Annotated in this window: 18 protein-coding genes and 2 pseudogenes; 17 read left to right on the top strand and 3 right to left on the bottom strand. The window is 54.9% G+C overall.

Annotation, left to right across the window (positions count from 1 at the left end):
- Positions 1–307: 307 nt before the first annotated feature.
- Positions 308–1,603, top strand: a complete 1,296-nt coding sequence (locus A4E19_12395) for a UDP-N-acetyl-D-galactosamine dehydrogenase (GenBank protein OQW37813.1) — start codon at positions 308–310, stop codon at positions 1,601–1,603.
- Between the two features lie 504 nt (positions 1,604–2,107).
- Here A4E19_12395 and A4E19_12390 read toward each other — a convergent pair.
- Together A4E19_12390 and A4E19_12385 are read right to left on the bottom strand one after the other, a co-directional pair.
- Positions 2,108–2,922 (bottom strand): annotated as a pseudogene (locus A4E19_12390) (integrase).
- A gap of 38 nt (positions 2,923–2,960) precedes the next feature.
- Positions 2,961–3,225, bottom strand: a pseudogene (locus A4E19_12385) (transposase).
- Between the two features lie 265 nt (positions 3,226–3,490).
- Here A4E19_12385 and A4E19_12380 point away from each other — a divergent pair.
- From A4E19_12380 to A4E19_12310, 15 genes are all read left to right on the top strand, one after another.
- On the top strand, positions 3,491–5,875 hold the full coding sequence (locus tag A4E19_12380) for a hypothetical protein (GenBank protein OQW37812.1): 2,385 nt from the start codon (positions 3,491–3,493) through the stop codon (positions 5,873–5,875).
- Positions 5,872–6,378 (top strand): hypothetical protein, encoded by a 507-nt coding sequence (locus tag A4E19_12375; protein ID OQW37811.1) that lies wholly within the window; start codon positions 5,872–5,874, stop codon positions 6,376–6,378. Before A4E19_12380 ends, A4E19_12375 begins: the two co-directional genes overlap by 4 nt.
- Positions 6,353–6,754: a general secretion pathway protein GspG gene (locus tag A4E19_12370; protein ID OQW37810.1), complete on the top strand. Its 402-nt coding sequence runs from the start codon at positions 6,353–6,355 to the stop codon at positions 6,752–6,754. Before A4E19_12375 ends, A4E19_12370 begins: the two co-directional genes overlap by 26 nt.
- An 83-nt stretch (positions 6,755–6,837) precedes the next feature.
- On the top strand, positions 6,838–7,596 hold the full coding sequence (locus A4E19_12365) for a hypothetical protein (protein ID OQW37809.1): 759 nt from the start codon (positions 6,838–6,840) through the stop codon (positions 7,594–7,596).
- A 39-nt stretch (positions 7,597–7,635) separates the two neighbouring features.
- On the top strand, positions 7,636–8,847 hold the full coding sequence (locus tag A4E19_12360) for a hypothetical protein (protein OQW37808.1): 1,212 nt from the start codon (positions 7,636–7,638) through the stop codon (positions 8,845–8,847).
- Positions 8,848–8,886: 39 nt separating this feature from the next.
- On the top strand, positions 8,887–10,614 hold the full coding sequence (locus A4E19_12355; protein ID OQW37807.1) for a pilus assembly protein PilB: 1,728 nt from the start codon (positions 8,887–8,889) through the stop codon (positions 10,612–10,614).
- 4 nt (positions 10,615–10,618) lie between these two features.
- Positions 10,619–11,614: a hypothetical protein gene (locus tag A4E19_12350; GenBank protein OQW37806.1), complete on the top strand. Its 996-nt coding sequence runs from the start codon at positions 10,619–10,621 to the stop codon at positions 11,612–11,614.
- Between the two features lies 1 nt (position 11,615).
- Positions 11,616–12,245: a hypothetical protein gene (locus tag A4E19_12345; GenBank protein ID OQW37805.1), complete on the top strand. Its 630-nt coding sequence runs from the start codon at positions 11,616–11,618 to the stop codon at positions 12,243–12,245.
- A gap of 3 nt (positions 12,246–12,248) precedes the next feature.
- Positions 12,249–12,818 (top strand): hypothetical protein, encoded by a 570-nt coding sequence (locus tag A4E19_12340; protein ID OQW37804.1) that lies wholly within the window; start codon positions 12,249–12,251, stop codon positions 12,816–12,818.
- A 2-nt stretch (positions 12,819–12,820) separates the two neighbouring features.
- On the top strand, positions 12,821–13,423 hold the full coding sequence (locus tag A4E19_12335; GenBank protein OQW37803.1) for a hypothetical protein: 603 nt from the start codon (positions 12,821–12,823) through the stop codon (positions 13,421–13,423).
- Positions 13,423–14,133 (top strand): hypothetical protein, encoded by a 711-nt coding sequence (locus A4E19_12330; GenBank protein OQW37802.1) that lies wholly within the window; start codon positions 13,423–13,425, stop codon positions 14,131–14,133. The genes A4E19_12335 and A4E19_12330 overlap by 1 nt, the downstream gene beginning before the upstream one ends.
- Before the next feature lie 260 nt (positions 14,134–14,393).
- Positions 14,394–15,650, top strand: a complete 1,257-nt coding sequence (proA, locus tag A4E19_12325; GenBank protein ID OQW37828.1) for a gamma-glutamyl-phosphate reductase — start codon at positions 14,394–14,396, stop codon at positions 15,648–15,650.
- Complete coding sequence (locus A4E19_12320; protein OQW37801.1) at positions 15,651–17,435, top strand: hypothetical protein; 1,785 nt, start codon at positions 15,651–15,653, stop codon at positions 17,433–17,435. It begins immediately after the preceding gene.
- A gap of 803 nt (positions 17,436–18,238) precedes the next feature.
- Entirely contained in the window at positions 18,239–20,398 is a 2,160-nt protein-coding gene (locus A4E19_12315) for a peptidase C39 (protein OQW37827.1), read from the top strand.
- On the top strand, positions 20,398–21,792 hold the full coding sequence (locus A4E19_12310) for a hypothetical protein (protein ID OQW37800.1): 1,395 nt from the start codon (positions 20,398–20,400) through the stop codon (positions 21,790–21,792). Before A4E19_12315 ends, A4E19_12310 begins: the two co-directional genes overlap by 1 nt.
- Here A4E19_12310 and A4E19_12305 read toward each other — a convergent pair.
- Positions 21,778–22,065 (bottom strand): hypothetical protein, encoded by a 288-nt coding sequence (locus tag A4E19_12305; GenBank protein ID OQW37799.1) that lies wholly within the window; start codon positions 22,063–22,065, stop codon positions 21,778–21,780. The genes A4E19_12310 and A4E19_12305 overlap by 15 nt on opposite strands.
- On the opposite strand from A4E19_12305, the gene A4E19_12300 reads away from it, so the two are divergent.
- Positions 22,066–22,377, top strand: coding sequence for a hypothetical protein (locus tag A4E19_12300; GenBank protein ID OQW37798.1), 312 nt, complete (start codon positions 22,066–22,068; stop codon positions 22,375–22,377). It begins immediately after the preceding gene.
- Positions 22,378–22,389 lie beyond the last annotated feature (12 nt).

The raw sequence follows: 22,389 nt of genomic DNA, 5'->3' as shown, positions 1-22,389 counted from the left end.
ATGGGGGGTGCGATGATTTCGTAGACGTACACATGAAGTGATGGTTCATGTTTGTGAGGTTCTTCATTGAAACGATTTCTTTTGTCTATATGTAATAGATGCTTACATGTAAGGATCTCTTTGATATTATTGAGCCTCATTGATGAGAAGCTATCTTGGGATGGCTCGAAATGCAAAAAGAAGGTAATACAAAGAAGGTAATACGATAAGTCGAGTAAATCAGCAAAGGAGGGGCCCTTTCCTTGACGCCCAGGACATCTTCTGCCATTGTTAACGTCATTTACATTATTGCTCACCGGGGGGAGGTATGGATAAGCGAGGATCACGTTCGATTGCCGTTGTAGGATTGGGCTATGTTGGCCTCCCGATTGCCGTGGCATTTGGGAAGATTGCTCCAGTTATCGGTTTTGATATCAATAGACGGAAGATCGAAGAGTTACAAAAGGGAATCGATCGGACTGGAGAGGTATCAAATAACGATTTGGCCGCTGCTCAAATAAGGTATACGTCTGAACCGTCAGACCTTAAAATAGCTACATTCATTATTGTTGCAGTTCCGACCCCTATTAATGAGGCGTTACAACCGGATCTTACCGCGCTCCAAAAAGCATCAGAACTGATTGGGAAGAATCTTTCTTCTGGAACGATCGTAGTCTATGAATCGACTGTATATCCAGGTGCCACCGAAGAGGTGTGTCTGCCGATCTTGGAACGAACGTCGGGCATGAAAGCAGGTGTAGACTTCAAATTAGGCTACTCACCGGAACGGATCAATCCTGGCGATAAGGAACATACGCTCGAAAAGATTGTCAAAGTAGTATCTGCACAAGATTCTGAATCTCTGGACATCGTGGCGGACACATATGCGTTGGTCGTGAAGGCGGGTATCCATCGAGCGTCCAGTATTAAAGTCGCAGAAGCGGCCAAGGTCATCGAAAATACTCAACGTGATCTGAATATTGCGTTGATGAACGAGCTTGCCTTGATTTTTCACCGCTTAGGAATAGATACCAGATCCGTTCTTGAAGCTGCAGGGACGAAGTGGAACTTTCTGAAGTTCTCTCCCGGTCTTGTCGGCGGTCATTGTATCGGAGTGGATCCATATTACTTAACGTCCAAGGCAGAATCGGTGGGGTATCACCCGCAAGTGATTCTTTCCGGTCGGCGCATTAACAATGGAATGGGAAAGTTCGTAGCAGAACACACGATGAAGCTGCTCAGCCAGTTATCGCGCCCCGCCAATGAACTTCGCGTGGGAGTGCTCGGCCTGACGTTCAAAGAAAATGTACCGGATCTTCGCAACAGCAAAGTACCCGATATCATTTCTGAGCTTCGCGAATATGGAGTTGAAGTGCTCGTGCATGATCCTATCGCGGAGAGTGAAGAAGCCGTGGCAGAATATGGAATTCATCTGGTTCAATGGAAGGAGTTGAAAGATCTTGATGGGTTCATCATCGCTGTGGCGCATAAGAGGTTTTCGGATATGAACGTGGTCGATCTCTTGAGGCCTCTTCGAGATCAGAAGCAAGGCGTCGTGATCGATGTCAAGAGCATCCTTGATCCACGCTACATTCCTGCGTCGATTAGATACTGGCGATTGTAATAAACAAGCTACGAGCACTCGGCGGCCAGCGTGCTCGGCTCGTTTCGTAAGGTCTGCGAGCTTGTCGAAAGAAAATCCGCCACTAGCCGTTTGAGCCGGTCACTTCTTTTCCTAATCGCTGCAGCCGTAGCAGTTCGCTTATGCCCCCACGTGGGCAGACTGCTTCCTCCTCGCACAGAGGGTTAACTCTGCGATGCAGGGTTGTCGACAGACATCCCAGATGGGGGTGAGATGCCGCTCTGAGTTTGATGTAGGAGCTTAGATAATCTGCTCCGCAGAAAACGATGATAGCTTCATGGGTCTGCTCCTTTCGCAAGAGACTCCAAATTAATCATCCTACTCTATTTCCTAATTGCCGTCGCTTTCGGTGGAGCCGCCAGAGATTGAATTGCTTTTCCCAAGTAGAGAACGTTTGCTCAACACTGCTGTATCGCAGACACACATTGCCAATCGGAGTATGAAATTCGGCTGCCGGATGGCACGGTGAGTTTGTAAGCTTCCCTGTCAACGAGACACTGGCAATGGAGAACGTCCAGCGTTCAGCTGAGCCCGATACGTGGCTGGCGGGAAACCAGCTAGAGCATCATGGGGCCGCACTTCGTTATAGGTCAGTAACCACTCTGCACCGATCTCCCGCACTTGATCCAGGGACTCAAACACATAGGCACTCAGCACTTCGGTCCGATACGTCCGATTGAACCGTTCGATACAGCCGTTCTGCGCAGGTTTGCCTGGCTGGATGTCACGCAACTCCATGCCTCGGTCCGCCCACCAGGTGACGAATCGATCGGCGAGCAGTTCGGGGCCATTGTCGAGCCGAATCGCCTGGGGATAGCCGCGCCACGCGACCACCTGCTCCAGGGTCCGCATCACGCGCTCGGCAGGCCATGCCGTGTCGACTTCGATCGCCAGTCCTTCGCGGACCCCTTCATCGAGAATATTCAAACGGCCGAACCGGCGTCCGCCGTCCAGCGTGTCACTCATGAAGTCCACGGCCCACAGCGCATGGGGCTGCGGGCTCACCGTGAGAGGCGGACGGAGCCGCAGTGGCAGGCGTTTCTTCGTGCGTTGGGGCAGATTCAAGCGCAGCTGACAATAGACCCGCCCGACGCGTTTCGCGTTCCACGGATGCCCATCGAGCCGGAGTCGCCGATCACACTTCCAGAAAAACCCCAGCGCGGGTGTGCGGCCACAACTGCCGTCAGTGCGACGATCACGGGCGCATCCCGCTGGGCCCCCTCCACACGAGGCCGATAGCATGTCGCGCGCCCAAGCCCCACGACCTGACAGGCCCGCTGTACCGGAAGACCGTTCACCAGGACCAGATGTGTCACGATCTCCCGCCGCTCAGCAGGCCTTACAGCTTTTTTGCGATGACGTCTTTCAGCGCGGCGTTCTCTAAGGAGAGATCGGCATACATCCGCTTCAGCCGGTGGTTCTCGTGCTCCAACTCCTTGAGCCGCTTCACATCCGAGGCCCAGTCCGCCATACTTCGCCTTCCACTTGTCGGACGTGGCGGAACTGATCCCATAGGGCCGCCAGAGCTCGTTGACTGGGCGGCCCGCATCAGCTTCTTTCAAAATGGACACAAGCTGGGTTTCGGTGAACTTCGATTGGCGCATGAAAACCTCCTGGCTAGGGAAACAATTGTGCCAGAAAGTTCTCCGTATCACTGTCTCGATCTAGGGGAAGCTTACAAGTTTACTCTTCCGAGATTTCCAATCACTTTATAGGACCGCTTCTCTTGTTGAGGCCGCCGCTAACGCCATCGGACATTGTTGAGAGCCGTCGTGGCTTCGGCAGAGAAGTCACGCCCTCACGTTCTGGGCTTTTCCTTTGAGCCCGTCTTGATCCGTAGTATAAGAAAAATGATGGTTGGCTTGGGCAATGCTTCCAGGCCATACGAGATATCTATGGGAACTACACGTGGTCCCCGGGCTGAAAGTGCGTATTCATAACCGATCGAAAGGCATTCTCGAGGTTCTGGGAATCCTCGCGATGTCAGGGTGCGCCCTGGTGGCTTCTCCTGACGTCAAGCGAGGAGATCAGCACTTGGCTGCGGAACGTTGGGAAGAGGCGATTCTTGCCTACAAACAGGCATTAAAAGAAGATCCGTTCAATACTTCGCTACAAGGTAAGTATATGCTCGCCCGGGAGCGTACCGCGACGATGTATGCCGAGCGCGGTCGGACGTTTCTGAAAGATAAACAATTTGACCTGGCACTCGAAGAATATAAGCGAGCGCTCGCTATCGAGCCGTCTAGCGGGGAGTACCACGCAGGTTTTCAGGAAGCAACTCGCTTGAAAGAGGCTCGATCTCAGTACCACGAGGGAGAACGGTTTGCTCAACTGGGACGAGTCGAGGAAGCGATGACAGGGTTTGTGCGGGCTGCGGAGCTCGATCCGTCGTACCAGGAAGCACTGGAGAGCATCACCCGGCTTAGTGAAGAGCAACAGCGGCTCACAAGAGACGAACGTTCGATGCAGTCAGTAACGTTAAAGTTCAAGAACGCCGGCATTAAAGAAGTTTTGGAGGGAGTGGCAGCGGCTGGCGGATTTACCCTGATTTTCGACAAGGATGTCCGGAACGATCCTATTTCGATTTCGATCCAAGACACGCCTTTCGAGGAGGCGTTGCAACTGATTCTCAATAGTAACAGTTTGTTTTCTCGAAAAATATCACCGGTTGTCTTGATTATCAGTCCCGACACCAAGCAGAAGCAGGAGCAGTATCAGGATCTGATGATTCGGACATTTTACCTGTCAACGGCAAAAGCCAAAGACATGCTGCTTCTGCTGAAGAACATGTTGGACTCCAAGCGAATGCACGCCAATGAACAGCTCAATGCGATTGTCATTCGCGACCAGCCGGAGAAGTTGGAACTTGCCGAAAAAATCATCCTGACCAATGATCGCCAAGAACCGGAGGTGCTCTTTGACCTTGAGGTGTTGGAGGTCAATCGAACGAAGAGTCAAACGTATGGGCTGAACTATCCAAAACAAGCCGGTGCCGGACTGATCGCTTCCGGTTTCACGGGAACCTTGGCTGCTGATGCCGTGCAAATGACCTACCGCCAACTGACTGATTTAGGCCCAAATAACTATCTTTTTAAACTGCCGACGACGGTGTTGCTGGATTTTTTTAGACAGCAATCCGATGCGAAGACGCTCGCCTCACCGAAAGTCCGCGTGATGAACAATAAGAAAGCCGAGATCAACATAGGAGATAAACAGCCGATTCTGCTCTCTACCACGAACGTCCTGCCCGGACAGGCGGCTACTGGAGCCGTGCCGACCACCTCAACCGTCACGTCGATCGAATTTCGAGATACGGGCGTCAAGTTGACTGTCGAGCCTTCCATCCGATTGGGCAATGAATTGTCGTTGAAGATGAAGGTAGAGGTGATTCGTGTCGGAGATCCGGTACTGCTTCAGGCTTCTCCAAAAATTGAACAGTTCAAATTCGGCAATCGCTCAGCTGAGACCACTCTCAACATGCGGGATGGAGAAACGGTGGTTCTCGGGGGGCTGCTCCAGGAGGAGGATCGCCGAACACGGGTCACCATCCCCTGGGTCGGAGATTGGCCATTGATCGGAAAACTGCTGAGCTCTTTTAAGACGGACCGAGTAACGACGGAAGTCATTCTCACGATCACTCCTCATATTGCGCAACCGGCGCTTCCTCATGGATCCAGCAATCACGCGTTCTGGTCCGGTACCGAATTCAACTATGCGACAAGCCCGGTATTTTCCGGTCGATCCAAAAAAGTGTCGGCTGTGGGGACCAACGAATTTGGGAAGGGAACGGCTCATAGCGGTGGGCCGGCGAAAGATGCAGGACAAACAAGCACGGTAAGGCCATTGGCCCATATGGCGGCGGCGGATCCTCTGTTGAAGGTTAAGCCGGAAGATTCGGTCGTGCAATCCGGTAAAGAAGTACGGCTTTCGGTTCTAGACGGGCGAATCAATTCATCAGATGAGAGTGTGGTCAAACTGAACTATGACCCCGATATTCTGCAATTCAAACGACTCGATAACGCGGAGGTGATCGACACGGGCGAAGCCTCGGCAGGAAGCGATGAGGCGCAAGGAGGAACAATCACATTTCACGTCGCTCGTTCAGGCGCTCAGCGTCCACCACGAGTTATGAATGTCATTTTCGTGGCAAAGGCGCCAGGGGTGTCGCCGATTCGCGTCGAACTGACCGGTGCTGGTCGTGCGACGCAGGAATCGGCCGGTGTAATTGGGAATGGGGTGGTGAGAGTACGGTGAAAGAGGATGGACTCACACTCATCGAGCTTCTCGTCACGATGGCCATTATCACAATCTTGGCGTCGGTCGCCATGCCTCTGAGCAAAGTATCGACAAAACGAACGCAGGAGATCGAGTTGCGCCAACAGCTTCGGACGATTCGCGGCGCGATTGATCTCTTCAAGATGGAATGGAATCGCGATGGAGATGTCTTGCTCGGAGCTGTTTGTGTGAAGAATAGGTTGACGTGCAAGGAAGTTACCGGACCGTACGGCTATCCTAAGTCTCTTGATGTACTGTTGGGAGTGAAATTGACAGGGGAGGAGGCGACGGTTCGAGGCACGGCGATACGGCGTTATTTACGGGTGATGCCGATTGATCCGATGACGGGTAAATCCGATTGGGCTCTGCGTTGTTATAAGGATCCTCCGAAGCCCTCTAGTTGGTGCGGTGAAGATCTCTATGACGTAATGACGCAAAACGGGGAGTCTGCACTGGATGGCACCAAGTACCAGGATTGGTAGGACGGGTGGATGGAATGCGAAGGGGTTTACACTGATCGAACTCATGATCGTTGTATCCATTGTCGGTATTTTGGCGACGATCGCCGTGCCGTCCTATCAATCATCATTAATCAAAGCAAGAGAGACGGTATTGCGGCAAGATCTGTTTACGCTGCGAGAATTGCTGGATCACCATCGGGCAGACAAAGGGAAGTATCCTCCGTCCTTAGATGGGCTCGTAGCGGGGGGATATCTGCGAACCCTTCCCAAGGACCCTTTTACGAATTCACCGAACTCGTGGCAACAGATCCTGGAACCGACGGAGGGTGGTATCTTTGACGTGTATTCTGGATCGGACCTCGTAGGGACGAACGGGATTCCATATAACCGATGGTAAATGGACATGTAAGATTGACTCGGATCAGATGTTGCCATTGGCGCACCGAGCTTCGCCTGAATGGTGAATGGAGAGGTGCGCTCATGGGAATCTTTCTGCTCGGGATAGCTGCTTGTAGTCCGTTCGAACCCATCGTCATAGAACCGGAAATATCAGATCTCCAACTCACGGTGGATACGCTCAAGATCTCACTCCAACAGGCTCAAAAAACGGTTGCCGAGTTGAGGGCAGAGGTCGAGGCACGGCGGCAAGATTTGGCCGATGTGCAGATCGCTCGGGCGCAGTTGGAAGGGCGCATTCGGGAAGCGGAACGGCGGTTGACGGAAGCTCGCCATGTGATTGACCTTCAGCGGGAAGAATTAGCCGACTCCCGTTCCGGACGTGAACGAGTTGGGCGGACTGGAGCCCCACTTCGAAATCAATTGAAACAGCTTCAACAGCAATTATCAAAAGTAGGAAGACAGGGACAGAACACTGCTCCCTCAACGATGGCTTCTTCAACTGATGGTCAATCCGAGTCAACGATGATCAGCGCTCTGCAGGATGTTTCGTCGACCGCTCTGGAGGAAGAAAACCGAATTCGCCCGGATGCCGCGCATCAGGTGCCGAGAGCATCTTCGGTTCGGGAAGTATCGGTGGTTGGCCAAGCGCCCGCTGCCCCATCCAGGATACATATGTTGGTCAAACCCGGAGACACATTGTGGAGCATCGCACGCCGACATCATATGTCTGTCAAATACCTCATGGTTCTCAACGGACTTTCGAGTGATCGTATCCAAGTGGGGCAGACCCTTTGGCTTACTGAGTCATTTAATGATGATCTCGTGCACGAACGAATGTAGTGGCATGCGGGATAAGCCGCGGTCTTGAGGGGTACGTCTATGGCGGTATTTGCGTATCGAGTCGCGCGGCCTGATGGATCCACAGTTCATGGGCATACAGAAGGAGAGAATGAACCGGCGGTTCGTACGAAACTGGAGTCGGAAGGGTTACTGGTTTTCACCCTTCAGCGTCGCGGCACCTCAGTTAAGACGAAGCCCGTGTGGTCATGGGGAAAGCTTCCGCTTGCCCAATTCTTGATTTTCAATCAAGAATTGCTCGCTTTGGTGAAATCCGGGCTGCCCATTTTGCGTATCTGGGATCTCCTGATCGAACGGGCCGGCCATGCTGGATTTCAGCGGACCCTACGCGACGTACGGGAAGAGATTCGAGGTGGAGCATCAGCCTCGGATGCCTTAGCCAAACATCCCGTTTATTTCCCGGAACTCTATGTCGCTACGGTACGTGCGGGAGAACAATCGGGCAATCTTCCCGACGTATTGCACCGATACATTGCCTATCTGAAGCTGATGGTCGGCCTTCGTCATAAAGTGACGAAGGCGATCTCCTATCCCATTGTGCTCATCGGTATTGGCATGGCCGTGATTGGTTTTCTGTTGACTTATGTCATGCCCACTTTCGTATCGGTCTATGGCGAGTCTGCGCAAACCTTGCCATGGGCGACTCAGGTCTTGCTTGATACGATCATGCACGCGGAGTCCCGGATAGCACCAGCCGCAACCATCATGATCGCCGTCATGCTCGGGACCTATGCCTACTATGTCACTCCGGGGGGACAGCTCGCGTTGGATCGTCTTGTATTGAAACTTCCCCTTCTGGGGCAGATGGCAGTCAAACACAATACCATCCAGCTGACGCGAACGCTCGGAACTATTCTCGCCGGAGGAACTCCGCTAGTGGAGGCCTTACAAGGCGCACGAGGAGCGGTTTCAAACCGGTGGATCTCGCACGAAATGATCGGAGCCGTCAATGAGATTCGCGAAGGGGCAACGCTGGCGGATGCGTTAGGCCGTCCTAGAGTGATCCCAAAACTCGCAATCGAAATGTTGTCTGTCGGAGAGGAAACGGGTTCGCTTGATACGATGTTGCGGGATGTCGCGGAGTTTTATGAGGCGGATCTCGATACGAGGCTTACACAACTTACCACCTGGATAGAGCCGGTTCTGTTGCTTGTTATGGGTGTGATGGTCGGTGGGATCGTCATTGCCATGTATCTGCCGGTCTTTCAGCTGGCAGGAACGGTTGGCGGTTAAAGAAAAGGGGAAGGAGAATGATAAGGAGAGAAGGTTCGCATGCCGCGTAGCCTTACCAGGCCATCGCTGGCGGACGTCTTAATCGGCCAGGGAATGATTCAGAAACACACGGTCGAAGATGTCCTCCATCGATTGAAGGGCGTGTCTACCGCTTTAGACCAGGCACTGATTGATGAAGGGCTCATTTCCGAGGATCAATTGGCGCATGCCTTAGCGGTTCAATACGATCTTCCCTATGACCCGTTAAAGGATTTTCGAGTCGATCCCCGATACTACGAGACCATCCCGATCAAATGGATGCAGCGATTTCCTTTTGTGCCGATCGCTGACGGTCCCGGAGCACTGACGATCGCCGTCGCCGATCCCCACAACCTGCTGGGACTCGACGAGTTGGAGCTTCTCATCGGAAAGCCGCTGGATCGAGTCGTCAGCTCCAGGAGTGCCATTCTGGCGGCGCTGGAGCGTAGTGAAGGGTCGAACCAAACGCTCCGCGAGCTTGAAGCGGAATATCGATCCATCTTGGTGAAAGAAGATGATCGAGGAGAAGAAATTCTCAGTCTCGACCACGCGGGAGAAGAGCAGAGCCCGGCCGTGAAGTTGCTGGATTCTATCCTGCTGAGTGCGATGCAGCGTCGCGCGAGTGACATCCACATCGAAGCCGCTGATCGCGGAACAAAAGTCAAGTTTCGTGTCGATGGCATCCTGATTCCGGCCATGGAGCCGTTGGATATTCGGTTGCACGCTCCCTTAGTGTCCCGCTTGAAGGTCATGTCGGAACTGGATATTGCCGAACGTCGGGTCCCGCAAGACGGAAGTTTTCGCATGAGATTGAGCCGGAAGACCGTGGATTTTCGCGTCTCGATCCTACCCAGTGTTTTCGGGGAATCGGTCGTGATTCGAATCTTGGATCGAGACTCGATCGCAACCGGGGTGTCGGCGCTTAAGCTTGAGCGCCTCGGTTTTAATCCGGAAGATCTCAAGCGATTCCGGAGAGCGATAACTCGCCCCCACGGCATGGTGTTGGTCACGGGGCCAACTGGAAGCGGGAAGACCACGACGCTGTACGCGGCGATATGCGAGATGAACACAGTCGAAGACAAGTTGATTACCATCGAAGACCCCGTCGAATACCAACTCTCGGGAGTGGTGCAGATTCCCGTCAATGAAAAAAAAGGAGTCACGTTTGCCCGGGGCCTGCGGTCCGTACTCCGTCATGATCCGGACAAGATTATGGTCGGCGAAATTCGAGATGCTGAGACGGCACAGATCGCGATTCAATCGGCTCTCACCGGACATCTTGTATTGACGACGGTGCATGCAAACAATGTGTTTGATGTCATAGGACGATTCGCATCGATGGGAATCGATCCCTATAATTTTCTGGCCGCGCTCAACTGTGTGTTGGCGCAACGACTGGTCCGAATCCTTTGTCCCACCTGTCGTGTCCTGGTCAAAGTACAACAGGCCCTTATTGAAGAATCGGGATTGGACTACGAACAATACAAGGATACGCCATTTTACGAGGGAAAGGGATGTCCGCAGTGTCATGGCAGCGGGTACAGAGGGAGAAAATGCATTACGGAATTCCTCGATTTAACGGATGAAATCAAGGAAATGATTCTTGCCGAGCGGCCGCTCTCGGAAATCCGGTATCGTGCCGTGACTGATGGAATGATCACGCTGCGACAATCGGCGTTGAAAAAAGTGTTGGAGGGCGAGACCACGCTCAGAGAGATCAATCGTGTGACATTCAGCGAAGAGGGGTGAGTCCATGTGGGAATGGGCCAGTAGCCGGCCGCGGTGCTGTTTGAAATTCGGCACCGGTTCGATCGCATGGGCGGAAACCCATCGAAATTGGCGCGGACAACGACGGCACACGTGCGTCATGGCCCCGCTTGCAGACGGGATGATCAAAGCCTCTCCGACGGAGGACAATATATCCGACCCATCCGCATTAGCGAGCCATATTCGAGACCTGATCGGTTCAGGCTCGGCTCACTCTGCCGTGGGTGCAACCCTACTCTCCGATCTTCCACGACGGGTCGCCGTGTTATTGCCCGATACAGCGGTCAGAGCGACAGTACTGCATCTGGATCGGCTTCCCGCCAGACGCGAGGAGCGCGAGGCGTTGATTCGATGGCGCCTTGGTCAGGAACGGTTGTTTCCACTGAGCGGGGCCAAGATTGTGTCCCAAGTGTTTCATGATCCATCCGGGGGAACATGCCCGGCCTATACGGTACTGACGGTGGCAGCCCAAGAATCGGTGCTGATGCAGTACGAATCTCTATGTGAATCGGTCGGGTTAATTCCTCAAGAGGTAGGAATCACGAGCCTCCGGATCGTTGATCTCTGGAGGAAGACTTCCAACGGATCTCATTGGCGACGGCGAAACTGTCTGTGGGTGAATGTATCGGATCAAGCCTTGACGACCATCATTTTCCAACAGGGGCGCTTGCTGTTTTTCCGGTGCAAGTTGTTGGGCGCCGAAGCGGTAGAAGCGCTTACAAAGAAAGAAATGCAGGACAAGATTCTTGAGGAGTGCAACGCCTCGCTGGAGATCTGTCGGCAACAGCATCCCTCGGCGGTCTTGAAAGAAGCCGTTGTCTGTATGGACGGCGATATGTCGGCCTTTCAGGATTTGCTGGAGGTAGAACTCGGGCTGTCCGTCAAACAGTTGGGTTGGCATTCGGTCGAGGTACTTGGTGGTATGACGAAAAGCAGTCCTCGAGGGATAACGTCGCTGGCGGCGATGGCGGGGGTGCTTTAGCATGGCGACCGTAAGTTCCGCGACCGCGCGACTCGTTGGTTCACTCAAGTCCATTTCGTTGCTACGCGGCGCCGATGATCAGTTCCGGATAAACCTCAGTCGCCGCTATCGACCGATGATCGTTCCGCTCCGCATGCTCCTGATAGGAAGCTGTGCTTTGCTTGGGTTCGCGATCTGTTGGAATGTCCGGCAAGCGATCGTGACGTATCAAGAGTCGCGGACCATCCAAGCAGAGTTGGAACGAGTACGGGAGCAGGATCTTGACTTGATAGCGCAGGCCAGACAGGAAGGCATTGAGTTATCTGAAGAAGCGCTGAAGCGACTACCCCTCGAGGTCGAGTTAGCCAATCAGTGGCTTGAAAAGAAAACCTTTTCGTGGACCCGGTTTCTGACTGAATTAGAACAAGTACTTCCTTCACAACTCACGCTCAACAGTGTTCGACTGGAGCAAGCCGGCACGATGGTTCGGCTCACTGGGGCCGCCATGAGCCTCGAAGACATCACGGCATTCACTGTCGGACTTCAGGGGCACGCCCTGTTTAAGGATCCGGTGTTGGCTCAGCATCGTGTCGGGCCGGGTGGTTTGGTGGAATTCGACGTGACCGTCCAATACCGGCGCGAAGGAACGTGAAGGATGAAAGATCGCCTGCTCTATTTGTGGCAACATCCCTTCGCACCCTTGTTCCCATGGGTTGGAGTCGGGTTGAGTCTTCTGTCCCTTTTCTTCCTCGTCCATGATCTGTGGATGATGGGCGCTCAAGTCTCTCGTGAGCGCCTAGAGGGCGAATGGGCCGCGGCCCGACAGGCGTTGATGTATCACCGAGAGGCCAAAAAAGCGAAGCTAGACTTGAATCGGGTGTGGGCGATACTTCCGACTGAGCGGGACTTTACTCCGTTCGCGCTGAGGATCTCAGACGACGCGAAGCATGACCGCGTCACCTTGCCGGCATTGTCTTATAAGACGGAGCCGACGCTCCTTACGAATACGAGCAAAGGGCTGTTACAGGGGCCGATGACAGGGAGGTACGAGGACCTCCGTCGATTCATCTACAGTCTTGAGATGACGAAAGAGCTGCTGTACATCGAGGATCTTGAACTGACTCGGTCCAGCACGCAGGAGGCGCAGTTGACCTTCAATGTCAAGATTGTGACGTACCTCCGCAGCGATGTCGGCGACAGTGGCGCACCGGTGGCGGCGCAGTAACCATGGATGTTCAAAAGAAGACCATTCTTGCTGCGTCGCTGCTCTTTCTATGGGTTGGACTGGCGGTATGGCAATGGCGGGAGGTGCAAGAGCCCGTTCGTGTTCCTCTGACGAATGTGACAGGTCCCCTATCCGGAGTGCGATCCGGGGAGATGAAGAGACCAAGCTTGCAGGTAAGACTCGATCTGCTTACGTCAATGGGTCTCCAACGTCAGACGAATTTCACGGAGCCGAGAAATATTTTTTCCACACTCAGCCCCGATGGCTCGGTTACCACCGGAGATGCCGCCACATCTGTGAACCAGCATTCGACTTCCGCCGAGATCCAGACGCAGCAAGAGGATATCTTGGAATCAGAGCAGTATCGATATCTGGGATTTCTCCGCGTGGGCGCCGCGACCCGGAAAAACAACGATATTGCGGTCATCAAGAAAGACGATGAGGTGCTGGTGCTCAAAGCTGGAGATCAGATCGATGACCGTCGGATTCTCAAGGCGATCACTCATGAAAGCGTGACCATCCGGGACATCGACACCCATGTGGATCATACGGTGACGTTGTCGGAAGAATCATCCGAACAATCAGCGGGACAAGGGCAAGAGTGATGGAGATTGAGAAGCCGCTTTCTCCCATGAGGCGACACGAGGCAGGATTTTCATACCTCATGGTGATGATAGCCATCACGCTTATGGGACTTGCCATGACGGTGGCTGCCCGGCAATGGAAAACGATGGTGCAACGGGAGCTGGAGGCCGATTTGCTGGCCAAGGGGATCGAAATTCAAGCGGCCTTGGCTCTCTACTCAGCCAGTGCGAAGGCGGGAAGGGTTATGCCTGGCGAGGTGTACCCACAAACACTGGCTGAACTTACGAGGCCACCAAAGCCTTTTCTCCGGAAAGTCTATCTCGATCCCGTGGGACATGGCGAGTGGGAATTGCTGCGCGCTCCCACGGGAGGCATCATGGGAGTTCGAAGCAAGAGCAAACAGAAACCGATCAAGCAGGGTAATTTCCCGATCGCCGTGCGTCATTTCGATGGAAAGCCGACCCACTATGATTGGGTGTTCCAACATCCGAACCCCTCCATGGTCCCAATGGGGGCTATCGCTAGGCCGGCTACGGTTCCAGCCCAACCAATCGTGCCGGATCAGCCGGGAATTCCAGGGAATTCAATTCCACCGGGCCAGTCGACGGTTCCAGACGAGATCGATTCTTCAGACAACGCCACGAATCCAACTGGTTCCTCCCCCATAGAGCCCATGACACTGCCTGAAGAACCGCCAGCGGGTCCTCCTCTGCCAGAAGCAACACCGTAGATCCTGTCGGGTTGCGATTACTCATTGTTCGCTTCGCGTCGTTGAGGAGTGTCATAGCGCTTACAGGAAGCCTTGGGGTTCCGGCACCTGCATGCGCTGGCTTGGATCACAGATTCCCTGCAACATGCAGACACACTTGACCCATCTCTGACCCACACGGTATTGTCAATGCCATTATCCAGTTATTGAATCAATCGGCGGGAAGCGTGGACACTCCTGGTAAGACCACCCCAGATCTGAATATCGACGAGTCCAAGCCGTTGCCTGTGTTGGAGTATGTTTCAGAGCTCGTCTCCAAGGCCAAACAGGCCTCGAGGAACTTGGCGTCTCTTTCGACAGCGGCCAAGGATCACGCACTCCTTACGATGGCGGAGGCGCTTGAGTCCAAATCGGACGAGCTCCTTGCGGCCAATGAGCAAGATCTCAAGGCGTTCGGAACGACGACCGCAAAGAAGGCGATGGCCGATCGTTTGCGATTGACCGAGAAGCGAATTGGCGAGATGGCCGCTGGGATTCGGGAAGTGGCGAAGTTACCCGACCCTGTCGGCATGATGTCCGCGATGTGGACCAGGCCGAACGGAATGCAGGTCGGGCGCGTGCGAGTTCCCATTGGAGTGATCGGAATCATTTATGAGTCGCGTCCCAATGTGACGGCGGATTCTGCCGCTCTCTGCCTTAAATCAGGGAACGTCTGTGTGTTGCGGGGCGGTAGTGAGGCGATTCACTCCAATAGGGCCATCGCCGCCATTCTGGCCGAGGCATCGGAAAAAGTCGGCGTTCCTCCAGGTGCGATCACGTTCGTCGACCGTCCGGACCGTGATGTCGTTCCGGTGTTGCTCAAGCAAGATCGGTCCATCGACTTGATCATTCCGCGTGGCGGCGAGTCATTGATGAAGCTTATCGCGGAACATTCGACGATTCCGGTCGTGAAACATGATGCAGGTGTGTGCCACATCTATGTCGATGCTGAGTCCGATTCCGCAATGGCGGAGGCCGTGTGCGTCAATGCCAAAGCGCAAAGGCCGTCCACGTGCAATGCCATGGAAACCCTGTTGGTCCACCAGTCGGTCGCACGGACTCTGTTGCCCAAACTGGCCCGAAGTCTTGGCGCGGTCAACGTCGAAATTCGCGGTTGTCCGAAGACCTGCCAACTGATTTCCGAAGCGAAGCCGGCAAGCGAGCAGGATTACGGCAAAGAGTTTCTGGATCTCATTCTCGCCGTGAAAATCGTGAAGAACATGGAGGAAGCGATGGAACACATCGCACGGTATGGGTCACGACACACGGAAGCGATCATCACGTCGGATTACGGACACGCGATGCGGTTTCTGAAGGAAGTCGATGCCAGTGCCGTGCTGGTGAATGCCTCCACCCGACTCAATGACGGGTATCAGTTCGGCCTGGGCGCCGAAATCGGGATCAGCACCTCGCGCATTCATGCACGAGGTCCCATGGGGTTGGAAGAGCTCACCTGCTCGAAATTCATCGTCTTGGGGAGCGGCCAACTCCGCGAGTGAATGTCTTCGGACGCCATTGCATTTGCTCTGAACACTCCCGGCCACCTTCGGTTTCCTGCCACACGTGCACTTGCCGAGTCTTTTCACAAGACCGGCGGATATATTGACACCCTTCCAAGCGGACACCTCATCTTTTATCGGCCCGACGGGCGTCGCGTTCTCGCGACGGATCCTGCAGGCCATCCCCTGCATGAGTGCGAATGGGAGTCGATCGGCGAAGGGATTGTCTCTCTCAAGCGAGCGCGCGTCCGACTCGACTGGGGACAGTGGGTCGGGATCAAGCCCGGTGGGTTGGTCAATGAAACCAAGCTGAATCTTGCCTCGAGGGTCAATTGGCGACGGATCACTCCGGATGATCTTCGCGCGCTCGCTTCCGGAGCGCTGCGAGTGCCGATCGAGGAAGTGCGGTGGTTTTATCGAGACGAAGATCTGGCGATCGATCCTACAGGCATGGCGACCATCCGGCAGCGAAAGGATGCCTTGTGTGTGTTGGACGACGGAGGATTCGAAACGGCGCGCTTCATGGCCTGCATGGGAGCCATGCATTGGGACCAGATTGACTTTCTCCCGGTGGTCGAATTGTTCAAGTCGTTGTTGCCGGGGACGGGCTCCGCCGTGTTCGAGCTGATTCGAGGATTGTATGACGATCAGAATAGAGAACAAGCGCCCCCGAGACCACTGCGATATCGGGGGATTCCTACGTATCCATCGGAGGCGGCGTTTCAACTATTCAGCGCCTTTTTCACGCCTCAGCCGTCGGGAGGTGAGGATCCATTCGCTGTTTTCATGAATCCCTCGAGATCCCATACCATCGCATGGTTACCTGCCCAACATCCTCCCGTCCGATATTTTGACGATTACCAAGGGTTGTGTGTGACCGTGAGAAACGGGATCGTTCAAAAGGCTATGCTTGCCGAAGATCCGGCCGGTCTTCCCTATGTCAATCCGGTCGGGCGTCGAATGCTTCCTCTGGATCGCGGCCTCCGTGTCGAAGGACGTGCATTGATTTTGACCGACCGCGAAACCGAATCCACCTGGCCCTTGACTTCCGATCTTCGAATGAGACCGTCGCCGGCTGACAATCGTCCGATCAGTCCGTTCGATTGGCGCCGGGTATTCGTACAAGCAGTGCCAAGGGTCTCCCCTGCCGATGCCTTTGGGGCGGTGCCGCTGTATCCTGAAGACGATACGGAAATCAGTGAACTCGCCACGCAACCCTTCGTCGCGGATTACCTGGACGATCTCGGGGAGCAAGACCGCGAGATTGGAAGGGCGCGATCGCTGGCAGAGCGGGTGCTCATTGACAATGGAGATGCTGTTATTTCCACCTGCGTGCTTTTCGACCGACCGCGTGACTATACCGTGAATGTCCGATACGTCGCCTATGCCCAGCGACAGGCACAACAGCTTTGGATGCAATGTGCCGAGGTACAGCGATGGGATTGGCTGCAGCGGATCCGAATGGTCACTATGGATCCACGTGAAGAAATTCTGGGAAGCCGAGGGCCTTATGATTTGATCTATCAATGGGTGCCGTATGGCTCGTTCAATTCGTCGGCGGCCATGAAAACGATGGTGGCCGGGTTGAATCAGATGTTACGGCAGGGTGGTGTCGCCTTTGTTATCGGCCCCACAGGTCTGAAGGAGCTGTTGATGCAGGAAGGGATGGGGGTGCGTTGGGATCAAGCAGTGTCATCTCTCCCGACCGTTCTGATGCATAAGACCATCTTGCCGAAAGCCAGGGTGAGACCAGGTCTGACATTGTTCCATGTCGGTCGATCGTAGGTTTGCGCGGAGGTTGGACGATCGCCGAAAGCCGTTAGCGGGACTGAAACTGGTTTGTCTCTTGAAAGTTCTGTAGAATCCCGCATGGCCATTGCGGGCACTTTTCGCATGTAGGAACATGGGCTGTTGGAACTGGTTTATCAATCGGGGAGGAAGATTATGCCAAGCGTGCTGGACCGAGTGATTGAGAGAGAACTGAGGAAGGAGTTGAAGGATGCGTTGAGTCGGTTTGAACAACAACTGCGACAAGCCGGCGTCACGGAAGAAAACGTGAAAAATCGTATGCGCGGGGCGAAACAATTTGTCGCCTTTCTGTATGGACGGTACCTCGGATAGCAGTGAAGGGAGTAATACCTTCCGAGATAGCAGGTGACTGTGCATGGCGCATTAGCGGAGTTGCTCGTCACTCAGTGTTCTTCAGCTGGTTTCAGGTCCCAATAATCATATCCCGATCGATCACCGTTCGAGTGCGTGTCCAACCAGGCTTAACGATGTGTCCACAAAAGTCTGGGAAGTCCAACATGACCCTTCTTGTATCGGTCAGTCGGGCACATGCGCAATCATGCGCATGTTGACCAGCGTTATCACACTCCTTGGTTCTACTGTCCCAGCTAGCCGACTCTCTGTTGCCAGCCAACCACCACTTCAGTGGGATGGTCCCCCCTCTAAGAGAAGCGAGGGCAGGCCCATCCGTTGATACAATCGGCGACGAGCCGTTACGTAACGATCATGACAAGGCTTGCTTGCGTGGTTGCTGAGCCGGCACAACAGCGGCTCCCATGAAGAATCGAGGACCGCAACAGATGTCTAGTACTTCCGCTGCTTCTGAAAACGGGTCACTGGTCGACAGCGGGTTAATCTGTTTTCTCATCATCTCTCGGTTCCATGATCTTCCGGCGGATGGGTCGCAACTGAGGCATCGGTTTGCCCGGTCCGGTGAAGTCTTTTCCCATAACGAACTCCTCCATGCCGCCAAGCATGTGGGGCTGAAAGCCGGTCTGGTCAAGACGCGGTGGGACAAACTCGCTGGGATGCCGATGCCAGCCATGGCAACGCGGACCGACGGCCGCTATGTCGTCCTGGCAAAGGTCGAAGAAGAGAAAGTACTGATCCAAGACCCGGTGGAAGCACGGCCGATTGTCCTCTCTCGTGAGCAGTACGAAGCGACATGGACGGGGGAACTCCTGCTCTTTACGAAGCGAGCCCCTGTTCGTGTGCAAGATTTAAAGTTCGACTTCACTTGGTTTATCCCTGCCATCGTCAAATACCGTCAGTTCTTCGGCGAAGTGTTGGCGGCGTCGTTTTTTCTCCAGCTCTTTGCCCTGATGACGCCGCTTTTCACGCAAGTGGTCATCGACAAGGTGCTCGTCCACAAGGGGTTTACCACGCTTCAGGTATTGGCCATCGGCATGATTGCGCTCATTATTCTTGAGACAATATTGGGGGGACTTCGCACCTATCTGTTCGCCCATACCACGAATAGAATCGATGTCAGCCTCGGCGGCCAACTCTTTCGACATATCCTCGCGCTTCCCATCGCGTATTTTGAAGCCCGGCGCGTCGGTGATACGATCGCCCGCGTCCGGGAGCTGGAACAGATCCGCCAATTCTTGACCAGCCATTCGATCACGGTGGCATTGGACGTCGTCTTTACCGTCGTCTTCCTGACCGTCATGTGGTTCTACAGTTCCGCACTGACACTCGTGATCATGGCCTCGCTTCCGCTCTATGCTGCGCTCTCGCTTGCCATTACGCCGGCGATTCGAGCCCGTCTGCATGAGAAATTCAATCGAGGCGCGGAAAACCAGGCCTTCTTGGTGGAAATCGTCAGCGGCATTCAAACCGTGAAGGCCATGGCGGTCGAGCCGCCGCTTATGCGGAGATGGGAAGAACAACTGGCCGGCTACGTGCGGGCGAGCTTTCGGGCCACGAGCGTGATGACGATCGCCGGTCAATCCGCGAGTTGCGTCCAAAAGCTGACCACGGTTGCGGTGCTCTGGCTGGGGGCCTATCGCGTGATCGATGGAGACCTGAGTATCGGGCAGCTGATCGCATTCAACATGCTCTCGGCACAGGTGACCGGGCCGCTTCTGAGGTTGGTGAACCTCTGGCAGGAATTTCAACAAGTCGGTATTTCAGTCGAGCGGTTAGGGGATGTGCTCAATACGCGGCCCGAGCCTTCGTACAATGCGACCCGGACAACGCTGCCACACGTGGCGGGACAGGTGCGATTCGAAGAGGTGACGTTTCGGTATCGGCCGGACGGTCCGGAGGTGGTCCGCCGGTTGTCGCTTGCCGTTGAGCCGGGCCGCATGATCGGCATCGTCGGACGCTCCGGGTCCGGGAAAAGCACGATCGCCAAGCTGTTGCAACGTCTCTATGTGCCGGAGCACGGACGTATTCTGGTCGATGGCGTGGACGTGGCCCAGGTTGATCCGGCATGGCTCAGAAGGCAAGTGGGAGTGGTGCTACAGGAGAACGTTCTCTTCAACGGCTCAGTGCGGAGCAATATTGCGCTGGCCGATCCCGGGTTGGCGATGGAGCAGGTGATCCAGGCGGCGAAGTTGGCCGGTGCCCACGAGTTTATCCTGGAATTGGCCGAGGGCTACGACACGGTGATCGGTGAGCAGGGATGTACGCTTTCGGGCGGACAGCGCCAGCGGATCGCGATTGCGCGGGCGTTGGTCGGGAACCCGCGCATTCTGATCTTCGATGAGGCAACCAGCGCGCTGGATTACGAGTCCGAGTCGGTCATCCAACAGAATATGGCACAGATCGCCAAGGGGCGGACAGTGTTTATCATCGCGCACCGGCTGAGCACCGTGCGGCCCGCGCACCGTATCTATGTCATCGACAAAGGAGAGATCATTGAGGAAGGCTCGCATGAAGATCTCCTGCGTCTTGATGGAGTCTATGCCCGGTTACAGGTGTATGAACGAGGCAAGGAAGCGAGGGCGCTCTGATGGGGTTGGAGGCGTTTTGCAGGCATTGGACGGTGTGGAAAGTGGCTTGGCGGGCCGAATCGAGGCGGTCTGCCGGTACTGTGGGTTTCAGCGAACAGGCGACGGAGTTTCTGCCCGCGGTGCTGGAAATCCAGCAAGCCCCTCCATCACCGATCGGTCGCGCGATCCTCTGGACGATCGTAAGCGCTGTTACGGCGGCCGTGTTGTGGGCCACGTTCGGCTGGATCGACATCGTTGCGACAGCGCAAGGGAAGATCATCCCCAGCGGCTACTCGAAGATCGTTCAGCCATACGAAAGCGGCGTGATTGCATCCATTCACGTACAGGATGGGCAAACGGTCAAGCAAGGCGATGCCCTGATCGAATTGGATGCCACGCTTCATCGCGCCGACCGGGATCGGGCGTCCAATGAATATCAAGCGGCAAAAGTAGAGGCGGCGAGGTTGCGGGCACTCCTCAAGGGCCACACCTCATTCGAAGTGCCACCCGATGCGGATCGAGCTTATGTTCTACTGCAACAACAGTTGTTGCGCGACCAACTGGCTGAGTATCAGGCCAAGGTGTCGGCCGCGCAGCATCTGGTCGATCAACGCCAGGCCGCGCTCGAACAAACCAAAGAGAACGTTCTCCGCCTGGAAGCCACGGTGCCGATGGAGGTGGAACGCGCGGAGACTTTCAAACGACTGCTTGAAGATGAAGCGGTATCGAGAATGGATTTCTTGCAGGCCGAAGGACAGCGGATCGACAAGACCCAGGAACTGGCCGGGCAGAAGAAGAAACTGCAACAAGATCTGGCGGCGCTTGCGGAGGCTGAGAAGCACTACCGGGCCATGGTATCGGAATTTCTGCAGAGCAAAGAGGCTGAACTGTCGGCGCTCGAAACCAAAGCTGCCTCTCTTGCGCACGATGTCACGAAGGCGGGTCAAAAGGCCGGCTTGCAGCGGCTGACCTCACCGATCGACGGCGTGGTGCAGCAGCTAGCGGTACATACCGTCGGCGGTGTCGTGACTCCGGCGCAGCAGTTGCTCATTGTCGTACCGCAAGATCATCCGGTGGAAGTTGAGGCGCAGGTCGACAATAAAGATGCGGGATTTGTGAAGGAAGGGCTTCCGGTCGAAATCAAGGTCGAAACGTTTCCGTTTACGTTGTATGGCACGATTCCGGGTCATGTGATGACGGTGTCCGACGATGCGGCTCCCATCGAAAAAGTGGGGCTCATGTACCAGACGAGGGTCAGCATGGAACGGTCTACGATCCTCGTTGATGGTCAGCCCGTGAATCTTTCGCCTGGGATGGTCGTCATGGTCGAAATCAAGATCGGACAGCGGCGCGTCATCGAATACCTGCTCAGTCCTCTGTTCAAATCGGTGAAAGAAAGCCTAAAGGAGCGGTAATCGGATGGCCAACTCATTGGCTCCTCCGGGGCTCTGTCTGTTTGCCGCGGGAGTATTGGGGGCAGGCGTGGCGCTGGCTGGACCTTCAGCCGCAAAGCCTAGTTCTCCACCGATTGTCCTCGCGCCTCTCACACTCACGTTGAAGGCGGCTTTGGCCGCGCTCCGGTCCGTACCGATCCCTTCAGCATTTTCGATACTCGGATCAGCGCAACGCAACACCTGTTCAGTCTGAGCTTGATTCAGCGCTGGCGGGCCTCCCGCGAGTCTTTGCATATGACGGAGCAGGAGGCGGAAGCCAGAAAATTCGATACGATGGCCGACGTGGCTCTCGCCTACATGGAAGGGGTAAAGGCCATGGCAATGATCGGCATGCATGAGGCGAATCTACATGTGATGAACGAGTTGCTCGGGACCGTGAAGCAACGGCAGCGGGGAGGGTTGGCCACGGGATTGGATGTCGCGCGACTGGAAGCGCAGTTGGCTGCGGAGCGGCAACGGGAAATATCGGCGCGGTATGACCTCGAACATGTCCAACTCAGTCTCATTCATCTGCTTGCACTGCCCGTGGGGATTTCTCTGTCTTAACCGCTGACTGGT

Origin of the sequence: Nitrospira sp. SG-bin1 (genome assembly GCA_002083365.1) — a bacterium.
GTDB lineage: Bacteria > Nitrospirota > Nitrospiria > Nitrospirales > Nitrospiraceae > Nitrospira_D.
Note: the sequence above shows the minus strand (reverse complement) of the source record. Positions and strands in the feature narration are given on the sequence as shown.